We start from the raw sequence: 13,441 nt of genomic DNA on the forward strand, positions 1-13,441 counted from the left end.
ATATGGATCGCATTTCAAAACATGCTGGTAGTTGGTACGCTGGATCAGCTCAAGGATTGAAAGAACAGATTGAGAAATTATTTTCCAGTAAATGGGGAGTTGGTGAATCCCCTGCAAATATTAAAACTGCAGAGACTAAACTAGCTAATATTTTAGGAGTCGTATCTCCTCATGCGGGTTATATTTACAGTGGTCCTATTGCTTCGCACGGTTATGCTAATGTCTATAAGGAATTTGACCATCTAGACACCGTGATTATATTAGGGCCAAATCATAGTGGAATCGGATCTCCAATTTCCTTCTATCCTGGAGGAAAATGGCACAATCCATTTGGAGAAGTAAAAATAGATAAAGAGGCCATAGAATTTGCTCAATCTTACGATTTTGGTTCAATTCAAGATCGAATAGGATTTGAAAAATATGCTCATTCTCAGGAGCATTCGATAGATATACAGCTTCCTTTTCTTCAGTATAGATATGGGAATAATTTTCAAATAGTTCCAATATGTTTAATGGATCAATCTTACCCAACCACGGTAAAATATCTTGCAAATTTTATTAAAGACTATATTCAGGAACAATTATCTAAGGAAATCTTGGTCATTGCTAGTAGTGATTTATCTCATGAAAGTAATTACGATTTAGTAATCAAAAATGACAAGAAAATGCTTGAATTACTTGAGAGTTGTAAACTAGAAGCAGCTAATTCGTTTAGAAAACAAGTTCAAATGACTATGTGTGGTTATGGTCCTGTTTTTACTCTAATTCAGACAGCAATTGATTTTGGATCTCCTAAAATCACTGTATTAAAATATGCGAATAGTTCGGATATTGTAGGAGGTCGATCGTCTGGCAGCTATACTGTTGGATACTCTAGTGTTCTTGTTCAATGCAAAAAAGGTATGAATTGATCTATAGGTAAAAACTATGTCAACTAAGATTTTAGTTATTGGAAAAATTTCCTTTAATCTTGATTTTTCTATATTAGATGAAATAAGTAACGAATCTGGATCTGTAAGTAAAGCTTCAGATGTAAAACGTTACTTTACAGGGCTTGGGGCTAACATAGCATACGGAGTCTCTGTTATGGGTAGTAGTCCAGTATTGATTTCCATAGTAGGGAAAGATTTTGATGTTGAATATCGTGATTATTTGGAGAAAAGAGCAATAAAATTAATGCTTTACTACCAAAATGATAAGGAAACGGCAACAAATTATATGATCCATACATCTGACGAGAGGATATTGAAAATTCAACAGGAAAATGCCTACCGTTTTATCGCTGAACAAAATCTTGAAGATAAATTTTCTGATGAGGAGCTTAAAGCATTTGAAGCGGTTCTAATAGGAACTGGAAAAGTTGAGGCGGATGCTAAATTTATTTCTATGATTCATTCTATCTGTGGTAATACTCCACTAGTTTATACACTTGATGGAAACATTAAAGAATTTGTTAACTGGAAACTTAATCAGATACTAGAAAATACGATAGTATTGATTTGTAGAAGTGACGAACTCCTTCAAATCGAGCAAATTTTAAAACAAACAACGAAAGAGATTTTAAACAGATTTCCTCGGTTAAAATACATTATCTCTGTTTATGATCGGGACAAAATTGTAATAAATTCATTGGATATGACCGTTAAAGTCTCAGCTGGACCCGCTGAAGAAATTCTTTCAGAAGAATATTGGTACGATGCTTTTAGAGCTGGAATTGTATTTGGAATATCCCTTAAAAAGCCAATTATCGAAGCAGCAAAAATAGGATCTGCCTTAGCATCTTATGCAGTTGAGAAAAGGGAAAATCAGCAATATAGTCCAAGTCCTGAACAAGTTCTTTTGAGATCATATGAGGTTTCTTCAACATTTAAATCTTGAAGTCCTGGAAATATATTATACGTGAATCCCTCGGTCAGCAGCTCCATAACCCCATAAAGCAATTCGCTTGAAATCAACAAATTCTAAACCAATATCCTCTAATTCTCTTCTCATGACCATCTTTAAACGATTAATTATAATTGGGCGCTGATTGATAATTTCATCAACTGTTACATTCTTAAGGATCATATCAATATGGCGCTGGATTTGAAAAGAGAGAAATACATTTACGGAGTCGAGATCTAATAATCCTTTTGTTACCTCTTTTAAAAGCTCAAGGTTAATTGTATGATAACTTAATATTCCCCGAAAATCAATTTCTATCTCTTCACATATTCTTGTATATGAAAAATCAAGGTTATAGATACTATATTTTTGAATCTTCATGGTTAAGACTCCCTGACAAATTATGTTTAGTAATTATTCTGGGTTTTTAAATTTAAGGGTTTAATCACTTATTTTGAACAATTAGTTCAGTAAAGTTAAACTGATCAACATCTACTAATCCCTTATCTGTGACTTTCAAATGGGGGATAACAGGTAAAGCCATGAAAGATAAGGCCATAAGTGGTTCTTCAAAAACTGTAAAATCTCGAAAGTTCTTATTTAATTCTAGTAATTCATGATAAAGAGAGGAGTATTCTTTTGTTGTCATTAGTCCTGCAAAAGGTAAAGAAACTTCTTTAGTTTGGTTTTTTGTCGCTAATACATACCCTCCTTTAATTTGGACAAGTTTATCTACAGCTTTGACCATGGTTTCATGATCTGTTCCTGCCACAAGAAGATTATGAGTATCATGGGCGACTGTTGTAGCCATTGCAAAGGGTTGAGTCTGAATTCTAAAACCTTTAATAAAAGCATTAAAGATATTACCATTCACACCATATCGTTCGATAACACTCAAAGAAAGAATATCTTTTGTAATATCAGGATATATACATCCATTTTTTACCTCTAATTCTTCTATCAAAGATTCAGTCAGTACAGAATGAGGTACAACTCCCACGACTCTTACAGAATATCTTCCATCTGGTAACGATACTTTTGCGTGTAATATTTCAGGATTAATGGTGTGTTTTAACTTGATTGTATTAACAGCCCATTCAGGATATGAGGTTTTTGGGAAGTTAAACAATAGTCTGTTCTGATCAAAAACTAGATTTCCATTATAAAAAACAGAACTAACTTTGAAATGATTAAGATCCTTTAATATCACTAAGTCTGCAAGCTTCCCTGGGGAAATACTACCGATAATTTTTTCCAATCCTAAAAAAGAAGCAGCATTAATCGTAACCATTTGAAGAGCTACTAAGGGATTCACTCCAGCTTCAACTGCAGTTCTAAGATGAGCATTCAGATGACCATTCATAAAGAGATCAATAATATTTCTGTCATCAGAACATAAAGTACAATTTCTCATATCAAAATCTAAATTATTTAGTCCCCCCAGGATATTTCTGAGATCTTTCGTAAGAGAACCTTCACGAATTAGAACATGCATTCCTTTGCGTATTTTTTCAAGAAATTCTTTGGAGGTGGTACTTTCATGATCAGATTCGATTCCAGCTGCAATGTATGCGTCAAGGTCAGTACCCGAAACCCCTGGACTATGTCCATCAATTATTTGAAGTTTTTTGCCTAATATTACCTTTCTTAAAACCTCTTCATTTTTATAAAGGACTCCAGGATAGTTCATAACTTCACCTAATCCAAAAAATCCTCTTTTTTCTTCAATTAATTTTTCGATATCATTCGAATCAATAGTGAAGCCTGATGTTTCTAATCCTGGGGCTGCGGGGACACATGAGGGTATTTCAATTAAAAATCTTAACGGAAGATTATTAGTTTGGTCTACAAGAAAATTTAATCCCATAATTCCCAAGGCATTCCCAATCTCATGTGGATCTAATAGTACTGTAGTAGTTCCGTGTGGAATAACAGCCTTCGTAAATTCTATTGGTGGAAGCATCGTACTCTCAATATGGAGATGCGTTTCTATAAAACCTGGGCTAATAAACTTTCCTGAAATGTCTAGTACTTGTTTAGTATTTGACGGATTTAATTCCTCTGGTGCCGCAATATTTGCAATATAATTGTGATATATCGAAATGTCAGCTTTATATAATTCCCGAGTAATAACATTAACTAAAGTGCCATTTCTAAGTAAAAAATCAGACGGGATTTCTCCTCGAGAACATGAAATTAAATTTTTTAGCTCTTTAAGATTCATATCATCCTAAGCTCCTTGGGAGCATATTAAAAAACGGTTTTCTAATGAAATAATTTTAAGATTATGTTATATAAATCTTCTGTTGTTATAATCTTTCGTTTTTTCACTTCTAGAACGATAGAATTATTGCCGTACTTTAGTGATATATAATCATTGAAATTATCAAGAAGAGCTTGTTTTAACATCAGGGGAAGGGTAAGTCGTAAATAAGCTTTATTTCTATTTGCTGTTTGCTCCATATTATAATTCACAATACTAATAAGATCCTCAGTTCGAGTTACTAATCGTTTAAAGTCACTTCCTATCATGTTAATTATAGATTCGTCACAATCCAAAGAGTTATCTAATGTAAATACCTCGTGCATTGTTAAACTCATTGGTTGTAATACATTCTCTACAAATGTAGCTAAGGATGTTTCTAATTGTTCTTCAAAGTCAGTTTGAAGGAGATTATTAAGAGCAACGAAATAATCCTTACGAAAAGGGTGGAGTTCTGCTGTGGTTGCATATAGTTGTTTATCAGCTCCTCTAACAGATATTGGATATAAGTCTCCTCTGAAAAATTCTAAGAGTCCTGATTTTGGCGGTAATGCATAAATAAGAGAATAACCACCAATGAAATTAGCCATTTCTTCTAAAAATTCAATAGTAACTATTGGCATTAACTCTAAGGGAAAATTTTCATCCAAATCGACTCGTGTATGAATTTCGTTTACTGGATTGTTGAAATTTAAAACTTTTATAGTTTGATTCTCTCCCTCTTTCTCTAATGTAAATGATATATCCTTCGATGATATTTGAATTGCTTTTAAGGATTCTATTCCAGCGATATCCAATTTTTTATCGATTAAAGGTCCTTCAATGGATATTGGGGGAAAAAATGAGAATTGCATAGGTTTTTCACCAAGGAGGCTATATCAGATAGATCTATAGCTATCTAGTAATGAATGATTCAAGGATTATAAGTGTATTTTTATTTGGGGAGGATTATAACTTTATGATTTTTTCTTCAAAAGTTCAGCTATTCCACTTGATTCAAGCCATTCACGATCTTTTTGTTTCATTCGTGAAAATAGTTTTCGCTTATCAGGATCTTTAGGGAATGGTTTAATTTCCGCTCTTTGTGTTTCAGAAAGATGGATGATATTTGCTATAGCCTTCTCAAGTGTTTCTTCATTTATTCTATCAAGAAACCAGGGTTCAAAACTTTTAGGATTTTTACTTCGTAACCAATGGAAATTTCCATCCAAACAGATAGTTGCTCCCCAATCTGTCGGATTACGTTGAATCCGTCCATGAGCTTGTTGAATAGCTATTAATACTTCATTTTCTAGAAAATTAGGATATTTTTTTGTTTTCTTTTTAATAATCGGATCACCCATCATTGGAAAAGGAAGCTTAGGAATAAGACAAATTCTTCCAAGATCATCATCTAAAGATATGCCTTCCCACGCACTTGGTGTAATTAGTACATCTCCTTTTTTCTCTTCTATAAAGTTTTTTATCGCTTCATCTGATTTTCCTGCGGTATGAGTGACTACTTGTAGTCGTTGATCACGAGCTAGTTTACTGATTAAATTCGTGATTTCAAAACTAGATGTTAATACTAATCCTCTCAAATTTCTGTCCTTCATAAGATTTAGAAGAGGTGGTACTTGCTCTGAAAGCAAATTATAAGAATAATTTTTTTTATCTTCAGTAGCTGTAGATAATTTTTCTGCTTCTTTAAGGATGTAAAAGGGGTGCTGGGATTTGTTAAAGGAAGAGAGTTCTTGAATGAATAGACAATATTTCGGATCTAAACCAAGTAGTTCAGCAAGATATTTTCCATCCCCTAATGTTGCTGAAAGAAAAAGATTTTTACTCCCTTTAAATAATTTTTCAAAGATATAGGAAATATCAAACGGTTGAACTACTATTTTGGTTTGTTTTGTTTTTCCAATTCGTTGTAAAAAAAAACTCGTATCAGAACCTTTAGGATTAGAAACCAAATCACTAATAGCATTTGTTAATTCACTTATCCTTCTTAATTCCCTTAAAATTGTATGACTTATCGATGAAGGGTCATTGTTTAATTTTTTGGCAATTTCTTCTTCTCGTTGATTTAAGGATTGTTTTAAATCTCTTAAAAATTCAACACCTTCAATTTGATCGATTTCAATAAAATATTTATTTCCTAAATAAGTTATTTCCCATTCTTGAAGTTTTTCCAATAATATCTGATTTACGATATTATTCTGCAACAGTGATTTATTAATTTCGACTCTTACAAGACTTTCTAAGTTTAATAGATTATGAGCTTCATCATATACTCGAAAATCTGCTTTTTCATCCCCTAGATCTACATATTTAAAAACCCACCAATTAAGAATTCGTACATGAGCTCGTCGAATTCGTCTCCGTGCCATTAATAAGGGGCATCGCTGTCTTGCTTGACATGTTCTTGCATAAGAGGGATCAAATGCACAGGGAGAGATATTTGAACCACTTTTGATAATTGGACAATAATAAGATCCTCTTCCTTTTAATAATGCAACATTAAACCCATGTTTGCGTCCATAAAGTTCTAGAATATTTTGCCAGAAATCTTGGTGCATTCTGAAAGGAACAATAATATCTACTTTTGTGGAACTGTTGAGTTTCAGATATTCAGATATTAAACAGGCTGCAAGATCAGTCTTACCAGAACCAGTTGGTAATGAACAGAAAAATGAATGAAAATTATTCCAATTTTCTTGAATTAATTCATATGATCGAAGTTGTTGTGGACGAACAGAGGGATGGATTATTAACTCCGAGATCGATGTGTACAATATATTGCCTCTAAATCTATTCTTATCCTTTCATTTTCTGCTAAATACTGAAAAAAATGATGGTTTTAGATATTTATTTACTTAAAATCCTGATTTCAATCTACAATTAAATTGATAGCTTTTACTAATACTTATTGTTTTGAACCATAAATCAACAGAATGAGTAGAATAATTACATTTTTCCTGTTAAGTATTATTTTCTTACTTTAATCAGATTATTCAAATTGAAACTCCTTTTATCTTTAAAAAATCCTCACTCTTCTTGAAAAAGAGTCAAAATTGATAATTTTATCCTTACTACAATCTTTTAAAATTCATTTGTAATTTAGGCTTCAGGAGTAAGATCTGATTAACCACAAATAAACAGACACATTTAAGAACGACATGTATTTTATTCAACATGAGAATTATTTCTCTCTTTCACGTTATTTACAGGTAAAATTAACACTTAAATCTAGAAAAAGGGATAGAAACTTATGGTAGATGCAGTTATATTGATCAATGTTATCCCAGGGGAAGAGCAACGTATTAAACAAGAACTCCTTAAGATTGATGAAATTAAAAATTGTAGGATAACATTTGGTGAATATGATTTAGTTGCAGAAGTAAATAATTTAGATAAAATAAGATCATTAGGTTCCATCATGACTAGGAAAATAAGACAGATTCCTGGAGTAACAAAATCTGTAACTCTAATTATTAGTGAATCTCTTGAAAATGATAATTCTCATATTAATACAACAAATTAACTCAATTTTTTTCTTTTTTTATATATAAATAACATTTAATGGTTTTTTCCCTTATAGCTGACCTATAAATAAGACCTATATTTTAAAGATAAATAATATTTCTACCTCTACAGAACATTTTCTCCTCTAAGAAAAAATGTTTTTCGTATTAGGATTGTTTCAAGAAGATGGTGACGAAATGAGAAGATTTAATTTTACTTGTATTGTTTTTCTTGTAATATTACTAGCAAATTTTAGTGTACACAATAAAATATCTATTTCCGCAGTTCTTTCATCGCCTCAAAGCGTTCCTCTCAAGATTTCTGAAACAGAGCTAGTTATTTATACATATGATAGCTTATTAGCTGACCCAGAATATTCAATTGAAACAAATTTTGCTGCATATGCAGGGATTTCACCAACAGATATTACAATAATCAGATTAGGTGATGCTAATGAGATTTTAACTCGTCTGATCGCTGAAAAAGATCTCCCACAGGCGGATGTCATTATCGGGATTGATAATGCACTCATTCATTTGATCGAAGAGAAAAATGACATTTTAGAACAATATACTCCAGAAAATATTAGTGATATCGATAATAACCTTAAACAAAACCTAGATCCTGATGGATACCTTATCCCATTTGATTATGGGATTATCAGTTTTTATTATCAAAATCAGGTAATAAATAGTTCATCTCATCCAGAGTTAACAAATTTAACATTAAAATCATTACTCGAGTCAAATCTGTTGTCAATGCTGATAGTAGAAAACCCTTTGTTTAGCAGTCCTGGACTTGGATTCTTATTATGGACTATTGCTGTTTATGGAGATCCTTCTATCAACTTTTCTGGACTTCTGAATGATGATTGGCGAAATTGGTGGAAAACAGCAAGAGAAAGTATTATTATAACTAAATCATGGGGAGAAGCATTTGATATCTTTTTTGAACCCTCTGAAGGTAAACCCATAATGGTTTCATATGGTACGTCTCCAGCTTATAGCTATTGCCAATGGGAAGACAATAGTACATCTGCAGTTGTTACATATGAAAACAATCAAATGAACGCTTGGCTCCAAATCGAAGGAATTGGATTAGTAAAAAATGCTCCTCATAAGAGTATGGGACAACAGTTTATTGATTGGTTTTTAGGGGTTGAATTACAAACTGCTTTACCAGAACATCAATGGATGTATCCTGCAAACCAAAAAGTAAATGTTTCTCAATGTTTTGAAGAATCAGTAATAAAATCTGAAGATGTAAATCGTTTAAATGATTTAATTTCTCCCACGATGTTAAAAGAACATCTTTCTGATTGGCAGGATCAATGGGAACAGGTCATGGTGAAAAAAACCATTATAGGATTTGAATTACCTTTTACTCTCTTAGCTATCCTAGTTCTATCCAGTATTGGCATAAAGAAAAAGCAGAGAAGAATTAAAACTTGAGAAAGGAGCTGAATCCCTCAATGAAAGAGAAAGTATCAAGAAGCTTAATACTTGCTTTTCCAATACTTTTTCTTGTTTTTTTCTTCCTAATCCCTTTATTGTTTATTAGTTTATTAGCTTTGGGGCTTTCACCAGAGGATCTTTTAGGAATTCTCACTCATGACTTGAATTTGTATTTCATGTATTGGGATCTTCAACAGGCTCTTTTAACAACGATTTTATGTTTAATTTTAGGCTTACCAGGATCTTATTTCTTGACTCACACTAAATTGAAAGGAAAGAGAGTTATACGTAATCTCCTCACGATACCTTTTATTCTTCCTCCTATTGTCGTATTAATGGGTTTTATAGAGGTTTTTGGACAGGGTGGTCTAGTAAACCAACTCTGGTACTCTCTCACTGGATATCAACTAATCAAAATATATAATTCCTACGAAGGAATTATTCTTGCACATGTATTTTATAATCTCCCTGTAATCATAAGACTTGCTGAAATTGGTTGGCGGACAATTAATCCTGAAATGGTAGGAGTGGCAAAAAGTTTAGGAGTATCTCGATTTAAGATTTTCTTAAAAATCCAATTACCCCATCTTTTTCCTATTCTTGCTGCAGCTTCTCTCTTAGTTTTCATCTATGCTTTCAACAGTTTTGCCATCGTTTTAGTTTTAGGAGGAGTTCAATATCAAACATTAGAAGTACGAATCTATTCCTTGGCAAAGATGCGTTTCGACTTTAATGCTGCTGCAGCACTTACTCTTATTCAAATTTTGATAAATATAATTGTCATCCTCTCCTATCTCTATTTTTCTAGTAAGTATGAGATTCCAAGTGATGAAATACAAGAATTTCAGGAAAAATCCATCAAAATAAAGCCAATAAATTTTCGCAATCTAACGAAACTTTTGATAATTGGAATTTACTTCGGTATTATTACAATATTAAGTCTCCTTCCCATCATGGGTGTTTTTTGGTCTGCTTTAAGTTCTAGTTTGAATTTAATTTCTTTAGATAATTTCTTTTCGTTATTTGATAGAAGTCTTGTTAGTTTTATAGGGGTGACTCCCTTAGAGATGATTTCCAATTCATTATTTTTCGGAATATGGGTTTTAGTTCTTTCAACATTATTAGCAATCATGTTAAGTTTTGGATTAAATTTTGATAATAACACAAATAAACAAGCCAAATTTACTTTACTTGGTTCTGTAAGTGGTATAATCATTATTTTGCCTTTAGGAATCTCATCTATTACTTTAGCATTTTCTTTATTTAGTTTATATCGATTAACTCCATTATATGAGAATGTCTGGGTAGCAATAATTATTGCTCAAACCCTTGTAGCTTTTCCATTTGCAAATCGCATTATTGCTGCTAGAAGAGCTAGTATTGATCCTTCACTGATACATGTTGCTCGAAGCTTAGGAGCTTCTCGTTTTCGAACGTTTTTGAGGATCGAACTTCCCCTTTTATTACCTGGTATAATTGTTGCTGGATTATTCAGTTTTGCGATCTCACTTGGAGAATTTGGAGCAACAAACTTTCTAGCTCGGGCAAACTTTGCAACAATACCCATTGGTATATATAAATTAATAAATACACGGAATTTAGGAGAGGCTGCTGCTTTAGCATCAATTTTAATATTAATTACTGTTATCAGTTTTATAGTACTTGAAAGATTTGGTAAAATCGAGTTTAAATTATAGAATTTGGAGAAAATGACAAAGTGACCTATATTCAATTATCCAACATATACTTTAGGTACGATGAGGAGTGGATTCTCAATGGAATTTCCTTTTCAGGAAGTAAAGGTGAACTGATTGCTTTAGTAGGGCCCTCGGGGTGTGGGAAAACTACTCTTCTACGAATTATTGTAGGTACTATCTCCCCTCAAAAAGGTTCAATAATTTTAAATGATGAAGATATTACTAAAATTCCAATTGAACACCGTCAGGTAGGGTATGTTCCTCAAAATCAAAGTTTGTTTCCTCATTTGACAGTATATGAGAATATAGGGTTTGGACTACGGTTATCGAAAACAGAAAATCGTGTGCGAATAATGGAATTATCTCAGTATGGAGGGATAAAACATATTCTGTCTAGAAAACCCCATGAGATAAGTGGAGGGCAACAACAACGTGTAGCATTACTTAGAGCTTTAGCTCCAGTGCCTAGACTTCTTCTGTTAGATGAACCATTAAGTAATGTTGATACACACCTTCGTGAACAATTAGCATTATATATTCGGTCGATTCAAACGATGGAAAAATTAACAACCATTTTTGTAACACATGATATAAACGAAGCGAAGATGCTTGCAGATAGAATAATTGTGATGGAGAAGGGAACGATTTTACAAAGTGGAACACCCTTTGAAGTCACAAATAAACCCCAATCTCTTCAGGTGGCACGGAGTCTTGGATTACAGAACTTATTTCCTCTTAAAATTAAACAAGTATCTGAAGGTGATCACCCATTGTTATACGATTCAGAAATAGGGGAGCTTCAGGTTTCTTCTAAACAAAAAATGGATAGCTTTAAGGATATAACTGGATGTTTTATTGATCCAACAAAGATCAAAATTGATGAACAGCAGTTTCCGAAAGATCTTAATAAGATTGGTAAAATTCTAGCTATATTTCCAGACCGAATGACGAATTTAGTGACAATTATCGTTCAATTACGGGGAAAAAATGACCCAAACAAGAGATTAGAGGATTTAATTCCAGAAACTAGTGCAAACTCAAATCACCTGTTTCCAACCAAGTTACATATTCAGATCCCTTTGGAAGAAACCTCATTTGCAGTAGGTGACATAATTCCTATTAGAATTCCTCCTGAAGCAATAACTTTTTTTAGATAAAATTGGATTAAGATATATTTAATGCTTTTAATCGTTCTTTACCAAGTAATAGAAACTCACTAAAATCTAATTTCGTTATCTCCTTAATTTTTGACTCAAAAATTCTAATCGAATGGATAATATACCATAATCCTGCCATTAGGTTCATTATATTTTTATAATAAGTAAGGGTTTGAGTATTAATTATGATATTTCCCTCTTTTTCATATAATGTGATAAATTGATGATCTAATGACTTAGTAAAAGGATTTTGAGTCAGAAGATAAGCTAAATCCATGTAAAGTGATCCAATTGTAGAATATTCCCAATCAATGAGTATAACCTGTTTTGATTTCTTTTCAATAATAATATTCGAAAAAACCAAGTCACCATGAATACGTACAAATTTATTCACAGATTTATCTTTCTCAATACAGTTAAACTGTTTCAAGAAATAAAGATTAAGTGATTTATATGATGGTAGGTTAGAAAAATCCTTAATTTTAACTTGGTTGATGTATTTCTTATTGATAATTTCATACTCCTTTAAATATCGTCTGATAACATCAAAATAGTCATAATCACATGAAGTGACAAAATCATTCTTATGTACGAGAATAAGTGTTTTAACTAGCGCTATAAGAAGTTTTGGATCATTTTTTATCTGTTCGACAGTTATTGGATGACCTTCAATCCAATTTCTACTAAAAATCAGATTAAAGTCTTTAGAAACATGATTTAGTAAGACTGGTGAATATGATTGATGATTTAATTGCTTTAAAACCTCAATCTCTCTTGAAAATCGATCCTTCATTGGATCATTTAACTCATCTCGTTTACAAAATTTTTTGATGAGAAGTGTATCATTGACAAGGATATTTTGATTATTCAATCCTCCCTTAATCAGCTCGACCGAGAAAATCTTCTGGGGAAGTATATCGGTGGGAATATCGTTTAGTAAGTTATATTGTGAGCTCATTAGTGAACACTGCTTGATTTTCGATGTGATTCTTATTCCATTCAATCATGAAAGGAATGGGTACTATATTAATAGAGAGAAGATTCAATATTTATTTTCTTTACAATCAGATCCTCGAAACTTATTAGAAATCTACTAGGATATTTAGGAATCAGATTTTTCTATCATACATGAAAAGAAGAGATTTGTGATCTTATGCATTTTATCTGTGAAATGGTTCCATCTTATTATTTAACTCCATTACGGAAAATAGTTGCACAAAAATTGTCTCAGCATGGTCTTAAGCAGCTCGAAATTGCACAAGTTCTTGGGGTCTCTCAACCAGTCGTTTCATCCTATTTGAAAGAGGAAACAATTCTCAAATCTCCTTTAATAACCCGTGACTCGTTCAAAGAATTTTCTGAAATACTTATAAAGCAGATTTTGGAAGGGGCTTCTAATCAACTCACTCTAATGGAATTAATCTGTCAAGAATGTCTACAATATAGAACTGCTGGCCCTTTATGTGATGTTCATAGACGAAA

At 32.3% G+C, this 13,441-nt stretch carries 12 protein-coding genes; 7 read left to right on the forward strand and 5 right to left on the reverse strand.

Annotated elements, in window-relative coordinates; genetic code table 11:
* The first annotated feature begins 2 nt into the window (after nt 1-2).
* Together amrB and ACWVCY_RS08755 are read left to right on the forward strand one after the other, a co-directional pair.
* On the forward strand, nt 3-911 hold the full coding sequence (amrB, locus tag ACWVCY_RS08750) for an AmmeMemoRadiSam system protein B (protein ID WP_455142124.1): 909 nt from the start codon (nt 3-5) through the stop codon (nt 909-911).
* Between the two features lie 16 nt (nt 912-927).
* Nucleotides 928-1,878, forward strand: coding sequence for a PfkB family carbohydrate kinase (locus ACWVCY_RS08755; RefSeq protein WP_455142126.1), 951 nt, complete (start codon nt 928-930; stop codon nt 1,876-1,878).
* A 15-nt stretch (nt 1,879-1,893) separates the two neighbouring features.
* Here the strand turns inward: ACWVCY_RS08755 and ACWVCY_RS08760 are convergent, their stop codons facing one another.
* The 4 genes from ACWVCY_RS08760 to ACWVCY_RS08775 all read right to left on the reverse strand — a co-directional run bounded on the left by ACWVCY_RS08760 (nt 1,894) and on the right by ACWVCY_RS08775 (nt 6,921).
* Entirely contained in the window at nt 1,894-2,265 is a 372-nt protein-coding gene (locus ACWVCY_RS08760) for a hypothetical protein (protein WP_455142128.1), read from the reverse strand.
* A 64-nt stretch (nt 2,266-2,329) separates the two neighbouring features.
* The gene (ade, locus tag ACWVCY_RS08765) at nt 2,330-4,108 is read right to left on the reverse strand and encodes an adenine deaminase (protein WP_455142129.1); all 1,779 of its coding nucleotides are present in this window, start codon (nt 4,106-4,108) and stop codon (nt 2,330-2,332) included.
* Nucleotides 4,109-4,149: 41 nt separating this feature from the next.
* The gene (locus ACWVCY_RS08770; RefSeq protein ID WP_455142131.1) at nt 4,150-5,001 is read right to left on the reverse strand and encodes a hypothetical protein; all 852 of its coding nucleotides are present in this window, start codon (nt 4,999-5,001) and stop codon (nt 4,150-4,152) included.
* 102 nt (nt 5,002-5,103) lie between these two features.
* Nucleotides 5,104-6,921: a helicase C-terminal domain-containing protein gene (locus ACWVCY_RS08775; protein ID WP_455142133.1), complete on the reverse strand. Its 1,818-nt coding sequence runs from the start codon at nt 6,919-6,921 to the stop codon at nt 5,104-5,106.
* Nucleotides 6,922-7,397: 476 nt separating this feature from the next.
* On the opposite strand from ACWVCY_RS08775, the gene ACWVCY_RS08780 reads away from it, so the two are divergent.
* The 4 genes from ACWVCY_RS08780 (at nt 7,398) to ACWVCY_RS08795 (ending at nt 11,959) form a co-directional block, all read left to right on the forward strand.
* A complete protein-coding gene (locus ACWVCY_RS08780; protein ID WP_455142135.1) occupies nt 7,398-7,670 on the forward strand; it encodes an Lrp/AsnC ligand binding domain-containing protein in 273 nt (90 codons plus the stop codon).
* A gap of 178 nt (nt 7,671-7,848) precedes the next feature.
* Entirely contained in the window at nt 7,849-9,102 is a 1,254-nt protein-coding gene (locus ACWVCY_RS08785) for a thiamine ABC transporter substrate-binding protein (RefSeq protein WP_455142137.1), read from the forward strand.
* A gap of 20 nt (nt 9,103-9,122) precedes the next feature.
* The gene (locus ACWVCY_RS08790) at nt 9,123-10,802 is read left to right on the forward strand and encodes an ABC transporter permease (RefSeq protein ID WP_455142139.1); all 1,680 of its coding nucleotides are present in this window, start codon (nt 9,123-9,125) and stop codon (nt 10,800-10,802) included.
* A 20-nt stretch (nt 10,803-10,822) separates the two neighbouring features.
* Nucleotides 10,823-11,959 (forward strand): ABC transporter ATP-binding protein, encoded by a 1,137-nt coding sequence (locus tag ACWVCY_RS08795; protein ID WP_455142141.1) that lies wholly within the window; start codon nt 10,823-10,825, stop codon nt 11,957-11,959.
* 7 nt (nt 11,960-11,966) lie between these two features.
* On the opposite strand, the gene ACWVCY_RS08800 is transcribed toward ACWVCY_RS08795, so the two are convergent.
* Complete coding sequence (locus ACWVCY_RS08800; protein ID WP_455142143.1) at nt 11,967-12,917, reverse strand: phosphotransferase; 951 nt, start codon at nt 12,915-12,917, stop codon at nt 11,967-11,969.
* Between the two features lie 195 nt (nt 12,918-13,112).
* Here ACWVCY_RS08800 and ACWVCY_RS08805 point away from each other — a divergent pair.
* The coding region (locus tag ACWVCY_RS08805; protein WP_455142145.1) for a transcriptional regulator at nt 13,113-13,441 on the forward strand (329 nt) is incomplete at its 3' end.

The organism is Candidatus Hodarchaeum mangrovi (assembly GCF_975850365.1).